Raw genomic sequence first — 19275 nt, 5'->3', positions numbered from 1 at the left:
TTTTGGTGTCTAGCTTAACGGATTTGGGATTGATCCAGATGACGTGCGCCTTCCAGAATCATGCGAATCATGATCATGGTTTGTTCCGCAATTTCCTTACGGTCTTCAGGTGCCATATCGATCACATTGGCACCCATATTAAATACCAGTTGGGTAATCGCTCTGGCCGCAATCTCGGGATGAAATAATTTTTTATTATTTAGTCGTTCCAGACGGATCAGGTCTTCCTGAAGCTCCTGCTGGAAATAATTCAGTTGGCGTTCGACTGCCTGTTTATAAGATTTTGAACCAGTATAACCTTCACGTAATAACAGACTTAAATTGCCTTCATCAGCATCCAGCTGGGCAATAAAGACTTCAACAGAGCTACGGATAATACTGTTCTGTTTCGATGCTTTTAGGCGGGACTCATTGAGAATCTGACGCAGCACGATCCCGGCACGATCAATCAATTCAATCGCCAGTTCATCGATATCTTTAAAATGACGATAAAAACTGTTCGGAGCAATTCCAGCCTCACGAGCAACTTCACGCAAGCTTAAAGATGAAATACTTTTTTGTGGTCCAATCAGGTTTAAAGCAGCCTGAAACAGTTCTTCCTTGGTAATGGTCGCTTTACGGCCCACACTACGGACAATAATGGGCTCATCAATGCTTTTCGATGGTAAAGACGCGTCACTGCTTATTTTCATTGAAGGCTCATTCATGAGGTGATTAGTAAAAGGCATTAACACATTATAACGAAGGCGGTCCAGCTTGTGAAATGATTAGAAACAATACAAATGTATATACAAATATATATACAAGTGTATAATAATTAAAAATCCAAGGTGATGTCTAAAACGATGCCTGTACTCGAAAAGCTTAAAACACCATTAAATACGCTGAAAGAGAGTGTGATTGATCCGTATGCAATTAATTTCTGGATGCAGAAATTAAATCCTTTATGGTCGATGAATCAGCCCTTAGGCAAGATTGTGCGCAAAGAAAATGCTGCGCAGGATATGTTGAGCCTGACGATTCGTGTCAATCATTTATTCCAGTTCGGTCAGGCGGGCCAGCATCATCCTGTATTTGTGGTGGTGAACGGCATTCGTTATGAACGTAGCTATAGTCTGACCCGTATTGATCAGCAGCATGTTTTATTGACGGTTAAAAAAGTGAATGCAGGTAAGGTTACCACCTGGTTTGCTGAACAGGCTGAAATCGGCGATATCATTGAATTCGGTCAACCTTTCGGTGACATGACTTTGCCAGAACAGAGCAGCCCATTGCTTTTACTTGCTGCGGGTAGTGGTATTACACCAATGCTAAGTATGCTGGAAGCTTTAAAAGATAAAGCTGACCTGACTGCACCAGTGACTTTATGGTATTGGGTCAAGAAAAACCAGGATGCTGCTTTCATTGCGCGTTTTGAAGAGCTGGCACAAAAGTTTTCAAACTTTTCTTATCAGGTATTTGCAACTCAGGAACAACCGGCTGCGCCGCGTCTTGATGAATCTTATCTAGACCAATTGCAAGCATTGGAACAAAGTACAGTCTATGCATGTGGACCATCAGGTTTTGTTGCGACTGCAGAACGACTGTTTGCTTCAGCGAAACTGTTCAAAAGTGAAGCGTTCAGCATGAGTCTGAATGATGAAGCTGATACCGGTTTTGTCAATGTAACCCTGACTCAATCGAAAAAAATCGTCACGATTCCTAAAGGCCAGTCGATTCTGGTGAGTCTGGAACAACAGAATATCCGACCGACCCATGGCTGTCGTATGGGCATCTGTAATAAATGTGCCTGTAATAAAGCGGAAGGTTCAACCAAGAATCTGGTCAATGGCGCACAAAATACCGAGCCGGGTAATCTTTTAAAAATTTGTGTTAACTCAGCGCAGACTGACCTTGTCATCGACTTATAAGCGAGTTTTATCCTATGAATATGCCAGTAAAATTACAGTATTTTAAAAATCCTAAAAACCGTGAACTGACCCAGTCTGAGCTAGATGAACTTGCACGTGAGCTTGATGCCATCAAACAGGAAGTGCTGGATGATTTAGGTGAAAAAGATGCCAAATATATCCGTCGCGTATATTCGAGCATCCGTTATTCATCGATTGCAGGTCGTGCCTTATTATTTGCAGGATGGTTCCCGCCAGCATGGTTGTTGGGTACAGGCTTATTAGGCTTTGCCAAAATCATGGAAAATATGGAATTGGGTCATAATGTCATGCACGGTCAATATGACTGGATGAATGATCCGAAGCTCAATGGCCAAACCTACGAGTGGGATATTGTCGGAACTTCAGACAACTGGCGTCAAACCCATAACTTCAAGCATCATACTTATACTAACATTAAAGGCATGGATGATGATATTGGTTATGGCTTGTTGCGTTTGTTCCCTGAGCAACGCTGGAAACCAGGTTATTTATTACAGCCAATTTACAGTATTCCATTTTGCTTGTTATTCCAGTGGGGCGTAGCCATTCAAAACCTTGAATTGGGTAAATACTTCAAAGGCCGTAAAACCAAAGAACAAACTCTTGAAGAATGGAAGCCAATGCAGCGTAAAATTGGCAAGCAATTATTCAAAGATTATGTATTCTTCCCGTTGATTGCAGGTCCTGCAGCATTACCGGTATTGACAGGTAACCTGGTGGCAAATGGCCTTCGTAATATCTGGACTTTCAGTATTATTTTCTGTGGTCACTTTACTAAAGATGTAGAAGTGTTTCCGAAAGCTGTGATGGAAAATGAAAGTCGGGGTCACTGGTATATGCGCCAGATTCGTGGTTCTTCAAACTTGACTGGTTCTGAAGCGTTTCATATTTTGACTGGACATTTAAGCCATCAGATTGAACATCACTTATATCCAGATGTGCCTGCACGCCGTTACCGTCAAATGGCGCCAAAAGTAGAAGCAGTATGTAAAAAATACGGCTTAAACTATAATAATGCCAGTTTGGTAAAACAGTATGGCAGCGTAATTAAACGTATCGTGAAATATGCGTTTCCGTTTAAGAAGTAAGATGGATTTCAATAAAAAACCGCTATTCATAGCGGTTTTTTATTATTCTCAGTTTAATTAATTATTTTAAGCTCAGACTCGGGTAAATTCATTTCAAGTAGTGGAAGTACTTTATCTCGTCCTTCCAGATAAGCATACTGTGCAAGGCATAACATTGCCTCATCTTCTTCACTATTTCCATAAGCATAAATTTCAGCATAATCTTCTAAATTATATTTTTCCAAGATTCTACTTTTCTTCTGATCCTTACTACAATCAGGTGTGTTGTATAAACCTGTCATTTTGCCTGTCAGAATTTCTACTTCACTACAAATCAGGTCAATGCCTAAATAAGTACAAACCGGTTTTAAATATAAATCCAGTGAAGCAGAAACGAGAACGACTTGATGCCCGAGTTGCTGATGTTGTCTAAGTTGCTTTAATAGCTTGGGATTTAATCTTAAAACAAGCTGCTGTGCATATTCTTCGGCAAGCTGCTGAATTTCATGCGCATGACTATTTTTGAACATGGTGTAATACAGCTTTGGGCGCATTGCATGAGCAGGATAGAGCTTAAGATAGTAAACCTGAATCCAAGGCAGAATACGAATGCCACGTTTTAAAATCTGCCTTTTCTTTAAAGCATAGAAAATGAACCCTGTAAAACTGTCATAAGGATACAGGGTTCCATCAAAATCAAATAAGGCTAGAGTTTTATGTTTTTGATGCGGCGCATGCATGTTTGATAACGACCATCGACACGGCTGGCAAACCAGTTAGTATTATACTCACGACTCAATTTTGGGCCTGAGATCACAACTTCTGGCATCATTGCATAAATTGGCTCTTTACCGGTTTTTTCTTGATAAAGTTTACTGATGCCACGATAAGTCATAGTATCTTCAAAATCTTTAACTTTTTCTTTTTTTAAATCCGCCCGAATCTGACGTTCAGTAATAATAAAATTATTTTTTGCAAAAACGCTGATGAGCTCTCGTTCAGATTGACTCTTTTGTGAGCGAATCGCGCCATCTTTAGTATATAGTAGTAAATCGCCATCCAGGCTCAATTCGGCATCGGTTAAGCTATTTAACATGCTCTGGAATGCTGCATTACGGCTGGAATACATCCCAGAGTTATAATCAGCAAAACGATAAATCGGTTTTTCATAATCCGCAGGGTACATCATCAATCGATGAATCCCATAATACAGTCCACCATACTGGCTATACAGGTCACTACGCAAATCAGCAATACTGCCCCCTTGACGTTTATATTCCTTGGCATAGCTGATATGAACCTGCATGGAACCCAAAGTTGTAATCGGATTCATTTTTTCGCCAATATTTTGTCCAAACAGTTTGGCTGCACCTGTCAGTGCACTTACATGATAATGCTTGGCCATGTAATCAAAGATTTCACGATAAAGTTCATCTAATTGACGTTCGGTTTTAACCCGGCGCATCTGGCTTAGATAATTGTCTTCTGGGCTTGGCTGGTTTTTCAGTACATCCTGGAAATATCCTGCAACTGTTCCACCGATACTTTCACCAAGTTTATCTTTAAATTTTTCTTCCAGACGTTCCTGAACTTCTTTAACGGCTTTTTCACCAAGACCAGGAACTACCGGGTCTGCATTAAAGTTAGATTCCTGATCGACAACTGCCACGATTGAACAGATATTCTCTTTGGTTTGTGGAATACCGAGCTGGTCAGTGATGTCATAAATATCTTGTGCCCAAGATTCACGCTGGCTGACACGGCCTGGAATGGCTTTGCGAATATGTTCAACTTCAAGAGTTGGTTCATCATTTGACCACCATGAACCATTGCCGCACCCAACAAGGCTAATAGATAAAGCAAGTAGGGATAAGGACTTAAGAGAAAAAGCTTGAGCAAAATATTTGTTCATGGTGTCGTAAATAAATTGAAAAGATGAGTGAACAAGGCAGATGCAGTATACTATGCCCATCAGAAAAGTGATGAATTTATATGTATATTGGTCCCTATCAACTGTCAAATAATTTGATTGTCGCTCCCATGGCAGGTGTCACCGATCGTCCATTTAGAACCTTATGCAAGTACTTCGGTGCGGGTCATGCAGTCAGTGAAATGATGACTTCTGACAAGACCTTGCGCATGAGCAAAAAGAGCTTATATCGGGCGAATTTTGATGGTGAGCTGGCACCAATTTCAGCGCAGATTGCCGGTTCTGATCCACATGACTTAGCTGAGGCAGCGCGTTATCAGGTTGCAAATGGGGCACAAATTGTTGATATTAATATGGGTTGTCCAGCAAAGAAAGTCTGTAATAAGCTGGCCGGTTCTGCCTTGTTAAAGGATGAAGATCTGGTTGCACGTATTTTAGATGCAGTCGTTGCTGCAGTTGATGTTCCTGTGACTTTAAAAACCCGTTTGGGCTATCTCAACGGTCATGAAAATATTCTGCGAGTTGCAAAACGTGCTGAAGACGCGGGGATTGCAGCGCTGGCATTACATGGTCGTACTCGTGAAGACATGTACCTCAATACGGCACGTTACTCCTTAATCAAGGAAGTGAAAGGGATGTTGAGTATTCCCGTGATTGCGAACGGAGATATTGATAGCCCTGAGAAAGCCAAATATGTACTGGACTATACAGGTGCAGATGCCATCATGATTGGCCGTGCTGCACAAGGCCGTCCCTGGATTTTTCGTGAAATTGCACATTATTTAGAAACTGGAGAGCATCTTGCTGCACCAAGTATTGCTGAAGTGAAAGAGGTGCTACTAGGGCATTTATCTGAGCTTTATGAGTTTTATGGTGAATATTCAGGTTGCCGTATTTCACGTAAGCATATTGCCTGGTATACCAAAGGTTTACGTTCCAGCAATGAATTCCGTCAAAATATGTATCAGGTAGAAAACACCGCCGATCAATATAAAGTGGTGGAAAACTATTTTAATGGATTACTGGAACATGGACATATCATGAGCGATGTACAAATAGATCAGGTGAATCTTCTAGAAACCAAATAAAAAGAGAGATTTCCTAGTTCTTCTAAAAGGTACTGTAGTAAATACAGTACCTTTTTTATCTTGTAGCTAAGATTTTATATGCTTCCGTTACATTCAGACCTTTATCGAACATAGCCGCATATTAAGTTCACTGAAACTGGACAGGACATGGACATTGTTTACGTGAAATTGCTCTAAGCTAAATTTCTAGCATGGCAAGATGTTTATTCAATCTTGTTCATTCTCATGATCAAGGGAGATCTATAATGACAAATACCAATCGTCCAGTTACAGACTTTGGCAATAAAACCTCGACTGAATTACCAGAGGAACGTAGTGACGCATTAAATCAAGATGCAACAGATGCCAGTGCTCGACCAGATTTGAATTCACCTCAAAAAGATAGTCCTCGTGTGCCAGATATGAATGAAGGCGAGGATAATGTACTTGCTACCAGTGCAGGTACTTTAGGCGGGGCAGCAGTTGGAGCAACTGCCGGTCTGGTAGGTGGTCCTCCAGGTGCAGTAGTAGGCGGTATCATTGGCGGTGTTGTAGGCGGCATTGCAGGGAATGATATTGCTTCACCTGATCATCCGAAACAGACGGATAACTATGAGCATCCAGAAAATCATCCAGAAGCAGATAATTATCAGCATCCGGACACGATTAAGCAGGAAGATGATTACTGGAGAAATGAGCATATCAACCGTCCGTACTATACTGAATCACGTACTACCTACAGCGATCTAGACTATGATCGTGACTATCGTGGTGCTTATCGAGTAGGTTATGAAAACCGTCCACTATATGACCGTGAGACTGACTTTGAACATGCCGAACCTGAATTACGAACCAAATGGGAACAGGTAAAAGGTGAATCTCGTTTGAATTGGGAAGAAGCAAAATTTGCGATCAAAGATGCTTGGCATCGTATGACGCATTAAAAGAATCCATATAAAAAACCTCTCTTTGGAGAGGTTTTTTATTTCTGTTTCATTTCCAGTACTAATTGATTAATTAAATCAGAGGCTTCCATCTCACGAATTTGAGCCACATTTGAACCCGCCCAAAACGCGCCATAACCCTGATCACCATGCTTAGATGCTGCTGCATGTAACTGCTTAGCCAAATCATAAGTATATGGATAGGCAGGAACATCCAGACGATTAGGTGTATCTACTTCTATGTGCCAGTGATTAATAATACCACGCGCTGGACGGCCGGAAATGCTGGCACTAACTTGAGTCAGCGGCTTGGACAGTAGCGCTTTACGATAGGCGTCATTGGCATTGGAAGATTTACACTGAACAAATGCCGTGCCTAATTGTACTGCTTCAGCGCCAAAGTCCATCATCTGACGGGCTTGTTCACCATTCATAATTCCGCCTGCAGCAACCACCGGCAGTGAAAAATGCTGTTTCATCAGCTTGACCAGATTAGAGGTTTTGACTGAGGCATCAAACTTGGTACTAAAGATACCCCGGTGACCTCCAGCCTCAATGCCTTGAGCAATGATGATATCAATCCCTGCCTCTTGAATGGCTTTCGCCTCAGCAAAATTGGTGGCAGATACCATCGTCAGAATACCGGCATCTTTTAAGGCCTGAACCTGATGCGGGAGGGGAATGCCAAAATGAAAGCTGACTGCACATGGTCTGGTTTCCAGAACCAGATTCAGGAAGTCATCATTGTCTTTAAAACTTGGGTAAATACAGTTCAATTGAGTGGGTGGATTAATTCCGTATTCAGCAAATTTATCTTTAAACTGGTCAATCCAGGCTTGAGCTACGTTTTCATCAAGAGGCTGGCTGTCATGACAGAAAAAGTTAACCTGAAATGGGCAGTCTGTAAGTTCCTGAGTTTTTAAAATCTGCTGGCGCGCAGACTCTACGCTGCTGGCTCCCAAGCCGAGCGAACCCAGACCGCCTTGATTTGAAACTTCCGCTGCCAGTTCAGGTGTCGAAACGCCTGCCATAGGGGCCAAAAAAATAGGATGTTTTATTCCAAGTTTTTCTAATAAAGACATAGATTTGCTCCCTGTTACTCTATCTACTTTGCCTATAGCCGCAGAATTAAGCAAATCATATTGGTTATTTTATTTTGAAATAATGCTGTATGGATAACGGTTCAATTACATTTCTTACGACATGAGATGTCGCCACAAAGACAGGAAAGCTATAGTGCAGAACAGGGAAAATTTATAATAGGTTTTTAGCCAACAACTTGCTGAAATCATGTCTGATCGTATCCGAGAAAAACTACAAATTTTAGCTGATGCTGCCAAATATGATGTGTCCTGTTCATCGAGTGGCAGTAACCGTAAAAATAAAGACAAAGGCCTGGGTAATACCGGAAACGGGATCTGTCATAGTTATACTGAAGATGGCCGCTGTGTCTCATTACTGAAAATACTGTTTTCCAATGTCTGTATTTTTGACTGTGCCTATTGTGTCTCCCGTCGTTCCAATGACGTAAAACGTGCTGCATTTACCGTGCAGGAAGTGGTCGATCTGACCATGAATTTTTATCGCCGTAATTATATTGAAGGGCTGTTTCTCAGTTCGGGAATCTTTAAATCAGCAGATTACACCATGGAGCGGATGTTGCAGGTGGTGAAAAAGCTGCGTCTTGAAGAAAATTTTAATGGTTATATTCATCTCAAAACCATTCCCGGAGCATCGCAGGAGATCATTACTGAAGCGGGTTTATATGTCGACCGGATGAGTATCAACCTGGAAATGCCAACCGAAGCAGGCCTGCAAAAGTTTGCCCCAGAGAAAACCCATACAGAAGTGCAAAAAGATCTGGGAATTGTGCGGGATCGCTTAATCCAGTTGAAAGATGAACGTAAGATCATCAAATCCGTTCCCAAATTTGTTCCCGCAGGGCAGACCACGCAAATGGTGGTCGGTGCGCATAGTGAAACGGACAAAGATATTATTTTGATGGCTGATCGGCACTACAAGGAATTTAAGCTGAAACGCGTGTATTTTTCTGGCTATATTCCAATTAACCCCGAAGAAAAAGCCTTACCCGCAATCGGCTCAGCGCCACCCTTATTAAGAGAAAATCGTCTATATCAGTCTGACTGGCTGATGCGTTTTTATGGATTTTCAGCGGATGAAATTGTGGATGACCAGCATCCAAATCTGGATCTGGATATTGATCCAAAGCTGAGCTGGGCTTTACGTCATCCTGAGGCCTTCCCGGTTGATATTAACCGAGCCGACTACAAAATGATTTTACGCGTGCCGGGCATTGGAGTACGTTCTGCCAAAAAGATTGTACAGGCACGCCGTTTTGGTCAGATTCATATCGACCAACTGAAAAGGATGGGAGTAGCGTATAACCGGGCACAGCATTTTATCCGCTGTGCAGATACACCGAAATTTAAAAAGGAGCAGCAATCCCAGCAGATTCGCCAGCAGATTTTACAAGCCGGTCAATCCAAATATCAGCAACAATTGTCACCTCAACTGGGATTCGGTTTTTAATGGCACACTACTGTTTTGATGGCACCATGACCGGTTTATTAAGCTGTGTTTTTCGGGCTTTTGAATTTAAAGAATTTGATGTCAAAGTGACTGCCAATCCGCAGGCACAAAATGGCTTATTCGATGATTTTATTCATGTGGCCTCGAATGAAAGTCAGGGACAGCGGGTCTGGCAAGGCCTAAAACAGAAAGTATCATCTAGCACTTTAAAGGCTTTTTATTATGCTTTTCTTTCTGAAAAAGAACAGGCATTTCAGAATCTATTTGATTTTGCAGTTTATGTATTTAAAAACCAACGGCCGGTTGATAAAGATTATGGCCATCATGCAGTCATCGGAATGTCACAATGGTGCAAACAGGTCGGGCGTGAAAAGCATCGTATGGAAGCTTTTGTCCGCTTCAAAAAAGCCAAAGATGGTTTGTTCCTCAGTCTGGTGAAACCGGATTTTAATGTACTGCCGATTATTTCCCGGCATTTTAAGGAACGTTATCAAGATCAGCGTTGGCTAATTTATGATGAGCAGCGCCAGTACGGCATCTATTACGATTTAAATGATGTGCACCAGATAGAGATGAATGCAGAAATGGTTGATCCACAAATCCGGATTGGACATAGTCAGTCTTTTAGTATTGAACTCGATGATGAAGAAGTACTCTATGATCAGCTTTGGAAAGATTATTTTAAAAGCGTGAATATTCAGGCACGACAAAATATGAAACTGCATATCCAATATGTACCTAAACGTTATTGGCGTTATATGAATGAGAAAGTACTTTAAATAAAATCTTCGCCCAAGTTTAAGGCATAATGACAGCTAATATTTAGATCGAGTGTATAGATATGAAGGTATGGCTGGCATCATTAGCTATGGTAACTGGATTGGCTGCATGTTCAGCAGAGCAACAGAAAGTAGCAGTAGATCCGGGTAAATATCAGGTTAAAAGTGCACAGGAATTACAGCAACGTTTTGATCATCTAAACAGTAAGTTGGCACAGGACTTTCAGCAATTTAAAAAAGTAGAAAGTATTGCCTTTTCTCATCAGCTGCTTTTGGATGTGAATAACCTGCAAACCTTGAATCAGCATCCTGTCAGCCGGACTGCTCTAAAATCCAGTAAAGTGGCCTATTGTGACATGATGAATGGCTATTTTGCCGAGATGTATCGCTTGGGACATTATAATCTGAATCTGGTCGATGAAATCCAGTTGCCAAAAGCCGAGAATGAAGACCTGAAATCAAATTTTGCATCTAGCGATCAGTTCTATACTTTTATTCTGGATCGTTATACCACTTATCGCCAAGTGCAACAGACCATGAATTATGGCTGTAATTTAAAAGCTGCGTTGTAAGTATTAAGCTATAAAAAAGCCCATTGCAAAGATGGGCTTTTTTATTTAGCAACCAGTCAGTTTTTCTGGTTGAGGTTTCTCACCGGGGAAGAAAATTGGACGAAGTTTTACCCCAAGCCCATTTCCAAGGAATGCGAAGACCAGCCATAACCAGCCATGTACGCTGCCCGAAGCAATACCACTAAAATAGGCACCGATATTACAGCCATAAGCCAGGCGAGCGCCGTAGCCGAGCATCAAACCGCCAATAACCGCAGCAGCCAATGAACGTTTTGGAATATTGAAGTTGGGTGCAAATTTACCTGCTAGACTGGCGGCCAATAATGCACCAAGCATGATGCCAAAGTTCATCATGGACGTAATATCGAACCAGAGCGATTCAGATAAGGCTTTGGCATTTGCTGGTTGCTGCCAATATGCCCAAGAGGCAACATCAATTCCCACAAAACTTGCAGATTTCGCGGCCCAGACAGCAAGGGCAGAAGTGACCCCCCATGGACGACCAGCCAGCGCCAAAGTAGCAAAGTTAAGCAGGGTTAAAATGATTCCGCCCCAGATTAATGGCCATGGACCACGCAAAAAGCGTTTCCAGCCCTGATGCTGGCTTTGAGCTTCAATTTCCAGACTGCCATGACGTTTCTTTTCAAAAAAGATAGTTGCAGCAGCAATAACTGCAAAAATGATAAAGCTCAAAACGAGTGCAGGAATGACACCAAAACTTTCTACAATGGAGATGGGTGCGAAATGAGGCAGGTTAAACCACCAGTCAATATGCGAAGTCGCAATCAGTGAGCCGGCACAGAAGAAGAACAGAGTTACCAGCATACGGGCACTACCACCACCAACGGTATAAAGTGTGCCTGATGCACAACCGCCACCGAGCTGCATGCCAATCCCGAAAATAAATGCCCCGATCACCACAGACAGTGAAACCGGACTGACAAAGCCTTGAACTGGATTACCGAACAGTTCACCTGCGCCTAAAGCAGGGAAAAATAGCAATACAGCAAGACCTAACATGATCATTTGGGCACGTAAGCCACGACCACGACGTTCTTTAATAAAGACGCGCCAGCTGGAGGTAAAACCAAACGAGGCATGATACAAGGTCATGCCCAGTGCACCACCCACTAGAAATAATAGAGCCTGGTTTAGACCTACGATGTGATAGGCACCGACGGTTCCTAGTATAAGTAAAATAAAAGCCACCCAGACCGAGAGATTCGATCGCTGGGAAGACGCAGCAATAACAGACATGGGAGATCAAGCTTTAAAAATAAAGTCGCGTATATTACGCAATTTCTCACTAAAATGGGCTGATCTAGGGCTTCTAAGAGTCAATTAAACATCCTGATAACTGATAACAATTATGACTTTAAATGATATAAGGTCGTGATTATTTCAGAAGATATCATTTTAATTAGAACAATCACCCGTCTAATAGTGAAACGTATAAAAAGTTTAAAAGCCTGCAAAGCAGGCTTTTAAAGATTGAAAGCTTTAAAAATTAATTTTCAGCTTTCTCACGTACTTTGCCTGCGCCTTCTTCAATAGCACCCGCAGTTGCAGCAGTCGCGTTTTTAGCGGCTTCAGCAGTGGCATCTGCTGCTCGAGAAGTCGCAGCTGCAGCTTCATCAGCGGCACGGGAAGCGTTCGCTGCCGCATTATCCATGGCTTGGTCAGTTTCCTGAGACGCCTCATGAGTGGCATCTTCCATATCATGGCCGGCTTGAGTAGCAGCATTTTCTAAATGCTCACCTGTAGTGGCGCCAGTCTCAGGCTGTTTTTCTTTACTACAACCCACCAGTGTTACGGTAGCAACTAAACCCAAAGCAACAAGTAATTTATTCATCGTGTCATATCCTTTGTAGTTGTAAGGTCGAAAACAGTCTAGCGAGTATTTATTTGAATTTATGCTAATAATTAGATCAGAATTTGTTCGCTAAATGTAATTTTTATAAAGGCTTATACAATTTCTGCTAGATATAAATTGTCTGATTATTTGAATGTATTTTCTTATAACCCTTGTATGGATGGCTTCTCACTGCTTATAAAGAATAAGTTTATCCGTTTTAATATGAGTTTTAGATGTAACAAAACACAACTATTTCCAGCTCAATTTTTGTCAGGCTAAAAGTAGAAGCCATAAAAAAAGCCCGCATAAAGCGAGCTTTTAAAACTTGAAAACTTATAGACCAGCAGATGCTTTAAGTGCTTCGACTTTGTCAGTTTTTTCCCAAGTAAATGCAGTATCTGAACCTTCACGACCAAAGTGACCATAAGCCGCAGTCTGTTTATACATTGGCTGGATCAGGTTCAACATACGGGTAATACCATATGGACGCAGGTCAAAGTGCTCACGAACCAATTGAACGATCAATTCATCCGACACTTTGCCTGTATTGAAGGTATTGATTGAAATTGAAGTTGGCTCGGCAACACCAATTGCATAAGACACCTGAATTTCACATTTATCTGCAAGACCCGCAGCGACAATGTTTTTCGCAACATAACGGCCTGCATAAGCAGCAGAACGGTCAACTTTTGATGGATCTTTACCAGAGAATGCACCACCGCCGTGACGTGCCATACCGCCGTAAGTATCTACAATGATTTTACGGCCAGTCAGACCACAGTCACCTACAGGACCACCGATCACAAACATCCCGGTCGGATTGATGTGGAATTTGGTGTCTGCATGGAACATGTCGGCAGGAATGATTTTTTTCACGATTTCTTCAATCACAGCTTCTTTTAATTGAGCTTGTGAAATTTCAGGATCGTGTTGAGTTGAAAGCACAACAGCATCTAGACGAACAGGCACGCCATTTTCATAAGCGAAAGTCACCTGGCTTTTTGCATCTGGACGTAACCAAGGCAATGTACCGTTACGGCGTAATTCAGCCTGTTTTTCCATTAAACGGTGCGCATAAGAAATTGGCGCAGGCATGAGTACATCAGTTTCACGGCTGGCATAACCAAACATCAAGCCCTGGTCACCGGCACCTTGATCTTCAGGTTTTTGACGGTCTACACCCTGAGCAATTTCAGGAGACTGCTTACCGATCATGTTGATGATTGCACAAGTCGAACCATCAAAACCAAGGTCAGAATGATGATAACCAATACTGTTAACGGTATGGCGGACAACCGCTTCAAAATCGATGTTCGCAGTTGTTGTGATTTCACCGGCAAGTACAACCGCACCTGTTTTTACAAGCGTTTCACAAGCAACCCGTGCGTATGGGTCTTCTTTTAAGATTGCATCCAAGATAGCATCACTGATTTGGTCAGCCATTTTATCTGGATGGCCTTCGCTTACAGATTCCGAAGTAAATACAGCGTACTCGCGCATAGTCCTATCACAGTTAAATTTAAAGACCCGATATGTTACATCGACTTGTGCTCTAGGACTAGCGCAACTCGACAAAATTGCACGAAATTGTTTCAAATTATTGTGCTTTTATTTGATTATTGGAATTAAAAAAACTGATATGCCTAATTAAACAGCAGGGTGGATTCATTTAATAAACTTAATAAATAGTCTGTGAATTGATAAGAGACACATATTAAGCAGTGATATTTTCAAATAAATTTGCAGAACTAAATACTAAGAAAAATATAAAAATTAAAGTGCTTAAAATATCAAGGAAAGTGATCATTCTATTAATAAATTAAGAAGGGTGTATTGATCGTACGACAGACAGCCTTGCTGCAAATAGTCCGACTCTGCATAGTAGTTTCAAGTCTTCAGAAACCGCCTGTCAGGAAGTGGCGAAATCTTTTGGTATGGACTTGTTTAAAAGACTATACGGAGATGGAAAAGCATGTATCAAAAGGCGTTTACCTTGATTGAAGTCATGATTGTACTCACAATTATTGCTATTCTGGCGACAGTAGCCGGCATGAGTTATCATAGTTATGTAGTGCGAAGCCAACTAGCAGAGGTTTTTGAGCAGGTAGGTAGCTATCGAACTCAATTTATTGCCTCTGATGGACATTGTGATGCAGGCCGTCAAATTGGCAGCGGAACCCAATATATTGAAAAAGTCGTGATCAATGCCGCTTGCCGGATAGAATTTAAGCTACGGCAGGATGGGGTAGATCCGGCTATTCGTGGCAAATCCATCGCCTTTGATGTCTATAGCGGCAGTTGTTCTTCGAGCGATATCAGTCAGCGTTATTTACCTAAAGATTGCCGAGGACAATAATTTTCGTGGAATCGATTAGGCTGATTGAACTTCAACCTTTATCTTTTCATGTCTGATGATCTTGGGCAGACATTAAATATTCACATATGCATTTTTATGGACTGGAAAAGATCACTTATTTAAGTCTGGATCTTCTGTTTTGACTCCTATCTGGATGTATCCTGAAAAGGAATTCAACATATTGCGAAAGTTTAATTTATAAAAAATAGTTAAGAATAATCCCAGATTTATCATCTTATTAGAATCTAACTTAGACTCTAGTCAATCAATGCACCTTAAAAGTGCAGAATATTTATCCGATAGGTAAATACAAGATCAATAAATTGATAAATATTGTAGGCTAGTCTTTACCCCTCGCTGTTTTTTTAAGACAATAGACGGCAGTTTTGAAAGTCTTTTCATCATTTCCTATTTCTTCTGAATTTATTTGGACGCTGATTTATGACAACCCCGCTTAATGAACGTCGTATTGCAAACGCAATTCGTGTATTGGCAATGGATGCTGTGCAAAAAGCAAACTCAGGACATCCAGGTGCTCCAATGGGGATGGCAGATATCGCTGATGTGGTTTGGCGTGAATTCTTAAACCATAACCCAACAAATCCGAATTGGGCTAACCGTGACCGTTTCGTATTGTCGAATGGCCATGGCTCTATGCTTCAATACGCACTTCTTCATTTAACGGGCTATGATCTTTCAATTGAAGATCTTAAAGCATTCCGTCAACTTCATTCTAAAACTCCAGGTCATCCAGAATTGGGCTATGCACCGGGTATTGAAACAACCACTGGTCCTTTAGGCCAAGGTATCGCAAATGCTGTTGGTTTTGCACTGGCTGAAAAAACTTTAGCAGCGCAATTCAACAAAGACGATATTAAAGTTGTTGATCACTACACTTACTGCTTCCTGGGCGATGGCTGTTTGATGGAAGGTGTTTCTCATGAAGCATGTTCTTTGGCAGGTACTTTAGGTCTGGGCAAGCTGATTGCTTACTATGACGACAATGGCATTTCGATTGACGGTGAAGTTGAAGGCTGGTTCTCTGACGATACAGAACAACGCTTCAAGTCTTATGGCTGGCAAGTAATCAAAGTTGACGGTCATGATGCTGATGCAATCCGTCAAGCCACTGTAGAAGCAAAAGCTGAAGCGAACAAACCAACCATCATCATGTGTAAAACAGTGATCGGTTTAGGTTCACCAAACAAACAGGGTAAAGAAGACTGTCACGGTGCACCTTTGGGTAATGACGAAATCGTATTGACTCGTGAAGCTTTAGGCTGGTCAGACGAAGCATTTGTCATTCCTGAGGATGTATACGCAGCTTGGGATGCCAAAGAAAAAGGTTCACAAGCTGAAGCAGCATGGAACGAAACTTTTGCAGCTTATGCAGCAAAATATCCAACTGAAGCAGCTGAATTAAAACGTCGTCTTTCTGGGGATCTTCCAGCGGACTTCGTTGCAAAAGCAGATGCTTATATCGCTGAAGTAAATGCGAAAGAAGAAACCATTGCGACACGTAAAGCGAGCCAAAATACGTTACAAGCACTTGTACCTTCATTACCAGAAGTACTAGGCGGTTCTGCTGACCTTGCAGGTTCTAACCTGACACTTTGGAAAGGGGCACAAGGCGTACAGGACAATCCAGCAGGTAACTATGTTCACTACGGCGTACGTGAATTTGGTATGACTGCGATTGCCAATGGTGTAGCATTGCATGGCGGTTTCATTCCTTATGTAGCAACATTCCTGATGTTTATGGAATATGCACGTAATGCAGTACGTATGTCTGCGCTGATGAAACAACGTGTGATTCATGTCTACACTCACGATTCAATCGGTCTGGGTGAAGATGGTCCTACACACCAGCCAATCGAACAAATCGCATCTTTACGTGGTACACCAAACCTGAATACATGGCGTCCATGTGACACCGTTGAAGCAGCGATTTCCTGGAAATCTGCTTTGATGCGTTCAGAAGGTCCAACAGCGTTGATCTTCTCTCGTCAAAACCTGCCATTCCAGACTCGTACTCAAGCACAAATTGAGAATGTAGCGAAAGGTGGTTATGTTCTGGCTGAAGAAAAAGGCGAATTGAAAGCGATTATCATTGCGACTGGTTCTGAAGTTTCTCTTGCAATGGAAGCTTATGCACAGCTTGAAGGTGTACGTGTCGTATCTATGCCATGTGCTGAAGAGTTCGTGAAACAGGATGCTGCGTATCGTGAAGCGGTTCTTCCTTCAAATATTCGTGCACGTGTAGCGGTTGAAGCTGCACATGTAGATTACTGGTGGAAATTTGTAGGTCTGGATGGTCGTGTGATCGGCATGACCACTTACGGCGAATCTGCACCTGCTAAAGACCTGTTCAAACACTTCGGCATTACAACTGAAGCTGTTGTAGCAGCTGTAAAAGAGATTACTGCTTAATCAACTGATTAAGTCGTCTTTTAAGGGCGCCCCAGTTTTGGGGCGTCTTTTGTTTTTCCGCTTTCTAGCCTTGTTTTCATGTGGCAACCGCTAAAAAGTGTTCTCCCATAATTGAAATGAAAGAGTGAGATAAACATGAGCTTGTATGAACAAATTAGTGATGAAATTACTTTAATGGATGCAGGCGAGCAGAAATGGATCGGGCAGGATCTACCCCTTGAAGCAATGGTAGCGGTTGAGCTATTACTTCAGGAAATGGCTGAAGAAAAAATCATTAAAGTACGTCGCAAGAACCATGAAAAGCATTCTGGTTTGAAACAGGTAGATCGTATTCTGGTTGAAAAACTTTAATAAAAAATACTAAAAGTCCCTGAGCGGGGCTTTTTTTATATCGGATGATTTTCATCTGGCAGTTGCTTATGAACATTAGATAAGATAAATCTAAGTTTATGTCATCATAAAAACTTAATGACTTATATCGTAAATAATTGACTTAAAGATAATTAAAGACATAAACCAAAGAAGTTACTCAATATGGAAATATCATCCCAGATCCAGATCAAATCTCTAGAGCAAATATCACAGCCGGAATGGCTGTTTTTATGGAAAGGCTATCAAACCTTTTGTGAGGCACAAATTTCAGAAGAAATTAATGAAAATACCTGGACCAAGCTCACTAGTCCTGGGCAGGACAATATGTATGGTTTTGCTGCACTGATTGATGGAAAAGTAGTCGGACTAGTTCATGTTGTTGAGCATGACAGTAGCTGGACCATGCGTCCTTATGCCTATTTACAGGATTTATTTGTTCATCCGGATTATCGCGGGCAGGGCATAGCACGTGCTCTAATTCAGCATGTCTATGATGTAGCAAAGCAGCGTAATTGTGATCGGGTGTATTGGCTCACCCATGAATCAAACCATAAAGCCAGATTGCTCTATGATAAAGTGGCCAAAAAAACCGGATTTATCCAGTATCGTATGTCTTAAATGCTTAGATTTACACGAGAATTTACAATTTTATCGTTTCATAGTTGCAACAAAACGTTTTATCTTTAGGGATGTAAACGGTTCAAGATTCTATAAACTGAAGTTAATTCAGACGAGAGATAACAACATGAATTTGAAAACATTAACTTTAGGCTTGGTAGCCGCATCTGTTGCAACTTTTAGCTTTGCAAAACCGGTGACTTATACAATTGATCCGGGTCACACTGCGACGGTATTTAGCTGGAACCATTTTGGTTTTTCTACACCATCAGGCAATTTCTCTGATATTCAGGGTAAAATTGTGGTCGACAATGAACAGCCAGCCAAATCTTCTGTAGATGTGACCATTCCAGTTTCCAGCATTAATACTAATGTTACTGCACTGGATGACCATTTAAAGAAAGAAGATTTCTTTGATGCGGCCAAATATCCAAATATTACCTTCAAAAGTACTAAGGTAGAAACCAAGGACAAAAAGAACTTCAAGATTACCGGTAATTTAACCGTTAAAGGCGTGACCAAACCAGTGGTATTGGATGCCGTGTTAAATAAACAGGGTGAACATCCAATGGCAAAAGTTCCGGCAATTGGTTTTAATGCCACAACATCATTTGACCGTTCTGCATTCGGCTTAGGCGCAAATGTTCCGCATGTGAGTGACAAGATTACTGTTCAAATCACCACTGAAGCGACCATTCCGGCAGAACCTGCAAAGAAATAAGATTTATTTCTATACTGCATAAAAAGAAAAAAGCACCTTTATAAAGGTGCTTTTTTCTTGGGCCAATAGATGAGTTATGAATC

General features: G+C 41.5%; 19 protein-coding genes. 12 read left to right on the top strand and 7 right to left on the bottom strand.

Annotated features, from left to right (window positions below; translation table 11 throughout):
- Nucleotides 1-14: 14 nt before the first annotated feature.
- Nucleotides 15-692, bottom strand: a complete 678-nt coding sequence (gene fabR, locus FTV31_RS03830; RefSeq protein ID WP_004786319.1) for an HTH-type transcriptional repressor FabR — start codon at nucleotides 690-692, stop codon at nucleotides 15-17.
- Nucleotides 693-845: 153 nt separating this feature from the next.
- On the opposite strand from fabR, the gene FTV31_RS03825 reads away from it, so the two are divergent.
- The gene (locus FTV31_RS03825) at nucleotides 846-1910 is read left to right on the top strand and encodes a ferredoxin reductase (RefSeq protein ID WP_180013236.1); all 1065 of its coding nucleotides are present in this window, start codon (nucleotides 846-848) and stop codon (nucleotides 1908-1910) included.
- A gap of 14 nt (nucleotides 1911-1924) precedes the next feature.
- A complete protein-coding gene (locus FTV31_RS03820) occupies nucleotides 1925-3019 on the top strand; it encodes an acyl-CoA desaturase (RefSeq protein ID WP_004786314.1) in 1095 nt (364 codons plus the stop codon).
- A gap of 53 nt (nucleotides 3020-3072) precedes the next feature.
- Here FTV31_RS03820 and FTV31_RS03815 read toward each other — a convergent pair whose 3' ends face one another.
- Together FTV31_RS03815 and FTV31_RS03810 are read right to left on the bottom strand one after the other, a co-directional pair.
- Nucleotides 3073-3738 (bottom strand): HAD family hydrolase, encoded by a 666-nt coding sequence (locus FTV31_RS03815; protein ID WP_180013125.1) that lies wholly within the window; start codon nucleotides 3736-3738, stop codon nucleotides 3073-3075.
- Complete coding sequence (locus FTV31_RS03810; protein ID WP_166135131.1) at nucleotides 3705-4910, bottom strand: DUF1615 domain-containing protein; 1206 nt, start codon at nucleotides 4908-4910, stop codon at nucleotides 3705-3707. The genes FTV31_RS03815 and FTV31_RS03810 overlap by 34 nt, the downstream gene beginning before the upstream one ends.
- Nucleotides 4911-4990: 80 nt before the next feature.
- Here FTV31_RS03810 and dusB point away from each other — a divergent pair, with 80 nt between their 5' ends.
- Together dusB and FTV31_RS03800 are read left to right on the top strand one after the other, a co-directional pair.
- A complete protein-coding gene (dusB, locus tag FTV31_RS03805) occupies nucleotides 4991-6016 on the top strand; it encodes a tRNA dihydrouridine synthase DusB (RefSeq protein WP_180013123.1) in 1026 nt (341 codons plus the stop codon).
- A 245-nt stretch (nucleotides 6017-6261) separates the two neighbouring features.
- Nucleotides 6262-6939, top strand: coding sequence for a hypothetical protein (locus tag FTV31_RS03800; RefSeq protein ID WP_180013121.1), 678 nt, complete (start codon nucleotides 6262-6264; stop codon nucleotides 6937-6939).
- A gap of 38 nt (nucleotides 6940-6977) precedes the next feature.
- On the opposite strand, the gene FTV31_RS03795 is transcribed toward FTV31_RS03800, so the two are convergent.
- Nucleotides 6978-8021, bottom strand: a complete 1044-nt coding sequence (locus FTV31_RS03795) for a nitronate monooxygenase family protein (protein ID WP_180003933.1) — start codon at nucleotides 8019-8021, stop codon at nucleotides 6978-6980.
- Between the two features lie 208 nt (nucleotides 8022-8229).
- Between FTV31_RS03795 and FTV31_RS03790 the strand changes: the two genes are divergently transcribed.
- The 3 genes from FTV31_RS03790 to FTV31_RS03780 all read left to right on the top strand — a co-directional run bounded on the left by FTV31_RS03790 (nucleotide 8230) and on the right by FTV31_RS03780 (nucleotide 10840).
- Complete coding sequence (locus tag FTV31_RS03790) at nucleotides 8230-9489, top strand: putative DNA modification/repair radical SAM protein (RefSeq protein WP_175967365.1); 1260 nt, start codon at nucleotides 8230-8232, stop codon at nucleotides 9487-9489.
- Nucleotides 9489-10268, top strand: a complete 780-nt coding sequence (locus FTV31_RS03785; protein WP_180013119.1) for a TIGR03915 family putative DNA repair protein — start codon at nucleotides 9489-9491, stop codon at nucleotides 10266-10268. The genes FTV31_RS03790 and FTV31_RS03785 overlap by 1 nt, the downstream gene beginning before the upstream one ends.
- A 62-nt stretch (nucleotides 10269-10330) precedes the next feature.
- Nucleotides 10331-10840, top strand: a complete 510-nt coding sequence (locus FTV31_RS03780) for a hypothetical protein (protein WP_180013117.1) — start codon at nucleotides 10331-10333, stop codon at nucleotides 10838-10840.
- A gap of 45 nt (nucleotides 10841-10885) precedes the next feature.
- Here FTV31_RS03780 and FTV31_RS03775 read toward each other — a convergent pair whose 3' ends face one another.
- The 3 genes from FTV31_RS03775 to metK all read right to left on the bottom strand — a co-directional run bounded on the left by FTV31_RS03775 (nucleotide 10886) and on the right by metK (nucleotide 14195).
- Nucleotides 10886-12097 carry a YeeE/YedE family protein gene (locus FTV31_RS03775; protein WP_180013115.1) on the bottom strand — a complete coding sequence of 404 codons (1212 nt, stop codon included), beginning with the start codon at nucleotides 12095-12097 and terminating at the stop codon, nucleotides 10886-10888.
- A 250-nt stretch (nucleotides 12098-12347) separates the two neighbouring features.
- Nucleotides 12348-12692: a hypothetical protein gene (locus tag FTV31_RS03770; RefSeq protein ID WP_180013114.1), complete on the bottom strand. Its 345-nt coding sequence runs from the start codon at nucleotides 12690-12692 to the stop codon at nucleotides 12348-12350.
- Nucleotides 12693-13028: 336 nt separating this feature from the next.
- Nucleotides 13029-14195 carry a methionine adenosyltransferase gene (gene metK / locus FTV31_RS03765; protein WP_180013112.1) on the bottom strand — a complete coding sequence of 389 codons (1167 nt, stop codon included), beginning with the start codon at nucleotides 14193-14195 and terminating at the stop codon, nucleotides 13029-13031.
- Nucleotides 14196-14667: 472 nt separating this feature from the next.
- Between metK and FTV31_RS03760 the strand changes: the two genes are divergently transcribed.
- The 5 genes from FTV31_RS03760 to FTV31_RS03740 all read left to right on the top strand — a co-directional run bounded on the left by FTV31_RS03760 (nucleotide 14668) and on the right by FTV31_RS03740 (nucleotide 19192).
- Entirely contained in the window at nucleotides 14668-15051 is a 384-nt protein-coding gene (locus tag FTV31_RS03760) for a prepilin-type N-terminal cleavage/methylation domain-containing protein (RefSeq protein WP_180013110.1), read from the top strand.
- 441 nt (nucleotides 15052-15492) lie between these two features.
- Nucleotides 15493-17481 (top strand): transketolase, encoded by a 1989-nt coding sequence (gene tkt, locus FTV31_RS03755; RefSeq protein ID WP_180013108.1) that lies wholly within the window; start codon nucleotides 15493-15495, stop codon nucleotides 17479-17481.
- Between the two features lie 135 nt (nucleotides 17482-17616).
- Complete coding sequence (locus tag FTV31_RS03750) at nucleotides 17617-17832, top strand: hypothetical protein (RefSeq protein WP_004786275.1); 216 nt, start codon at nucleotides 17617-17619, stop codon at nucleotides 17830-17832.
- Nucleotides 17833-18015: 183 nt separating this feature from the next.
- Nucleotides 18016-18471: a GNAT family N-acetyltransferase gene (locus tag FTV31_RS03745; RefSeq protein ID WP_180013106.1), complete on the top strand. Its 456-nt coding sequence runs from the start codon at nucleotides 18016-18018 to the stop codon at nucleotides 18469-18471.
- Between the two features lie 127 nt (nucleotides 18472-18598).
- Entirely contained in the window at nucleotides 18599-19192 is a 594-nt protein-coding gene (locus FTV31_RS03740) for a YceI family protein (RefSeq protein ID WP_180013104.1), read from the top strand.
- Nucleotides 19193-19275 lie beyond the last annotated feature (83 nt).

Origin of the sequence: Acinetobacter sp. YH16031 (assembly GCF_013417335.1) — a bacterium.
In the GTDB taxonomy this organism is placed as follows: Bacteria; Pseudomonadota; Gammaproteobacteria; order Pseudomonadales; family Moraxellaceae; genus Acinetobacter.
Note: the sequence above shows the minus strand (reverse complement) of the source record. Positions and strands in the feature narration are given on the sequence as shown.

What these genes read in the sequence shown, in the direction of transcription:
- fabR (WP_004786319.1), bottom strand. Translation starts at nt 692, where the DNA reads ATGAAAATAAGCAGTGACGCGTCTTTACCATCGAAAAGCATTGATGAG.
- FTV31_RS03825 (WP_180013236.1), top strand. Translation starts at nt 846, where the DNA reads ATGCCTGTACTCGAAAAGCTTAAAACACCATTAAATACGCTGAAAGAG.
- FTV31_RS03820 (WP_004786314.1), top strand. Translation starts at nt 1,925, where the DNA reads ATGAATATGCCAGTAAAATTACAGTATTTTAAAAATCCTAAAAACCGT.
- FTV31_RS03815 (WP_180013125.1), bottom strand. Translation starts at nt 3,738, where the DNA reads ATGCATGCGCCGCATCAAAAACATAAAACTCTAGCCTTATTTGATTTT.
- FTV31_RS03810 (WP_166135131.1), bottom strand. Translation starts at nt 4,910, where the DNA reads ATGAACAAATATTTTGCTCAAGCTTTTTCTCTTAAGTCCTTATCCCTA.
- dusB (WP_180013123.1), top strand. Translation starts at nt 4,991, where the DNA reads ATGTATATTGGTCCCTATCAACTGTCAAATAATTTGATTGTCGCTCCC.
- FTV31_RS03800 (WP_180013121.1), top strand. Translation starts at nt 6,262, where the DNA reads ATGACAAATACCAATCGTCCAGTTACAGACTTTGGCAATAAAACCTCG.
- FTV31_RS03795 (WP_180003933.1), bottom strand. Translation starts at nt 8,021, where the DNA reads ATGTCTTTATTAGAAAAACTTGGAATAAAACATCCTATTTTTTTGGCC.
- FTV31_RS03790 (WP_175967365.1), top strand. Translation starts at nt 8,230, where the DNA reads ATGTCTGATCGTATCCGAGAAAAACTACAAATTTTAGCTGATGCTGCC.
- FTV31_RS03785 (WP_180013119.1), top strand. Translation starts at nt 9,489, where the DNA reads ATGGCACACTACTGTTTTGATGGCACCATGACCGGTTTATTAAGCTGT.
- FTV31_RS03780 (WP_180013117.1), top strand. Translation starts at nt 10,331, where the DNA reads ATGAAGGTATGGCTGGCATCATTAGCTATGGTAACTGGATTGGCTGCA.
- FTV31_RS03775 (WP_180013115.1), bottom strand. Translation starts at nt 12,097, where the DNA reads ATGTCTGTTATTGCTGCGTCTTCCCAGCGATCGAATCTCTCGGTCTGG.
- FTV31_RS03770 (WP_180013114.1), bottom strand. Translation starts at nt 12,692, where the DNA reads ATGAATAAATTACTTGTTGCTTTGGGTTTAGTTGCTACCGTAACACTG.
- metK (WP_180013112.1), bottom strand. Translation starts at nt 14,195, where the DNA reads ATGCGCGAGTACGCTGTATTTACTTCGGAATCTGTAAGCGAAGGCCAT.
- FTV31_RS03760 (WP_180013110.1), top strand. Translation starts at nt 14,668, where the DNA reads ATGTATCAAAAGGCGTTTACCTTGATTGAAGTCATGATTGTACTCACA.
- tkt (WP_180013108.1), top strand. Translation starts at nt 15,493, where the DNA reads ATGACAACCCCGCTTAATGAACGTCGTATTGCAAACGCAATTCGTGTA.
- FTV31_RS03750 (WP_004786275.1), top strand. Translation starts at nt 17,617, where the DNA reads ATGAGCTTGTATGAACAAATTAGTGATGAAATTACTTTAATGGATGCA.
- FTV31_RS03745 (WP_180013106.1), top strand. Translation starts at nt 18,016, where the DNA reads ATGGAAATATCATCCCAGATCCAGATCAAATCTCTAGAGCAAATATCA.
- FTV31_RS03740 (WP_180013104.1), top strand. Translation starts at nt 18,599, where the DNA reads ATGAATTTGAAAACATTAACTTTAGGCTTGGTAGCCGCATCTGTTGCA.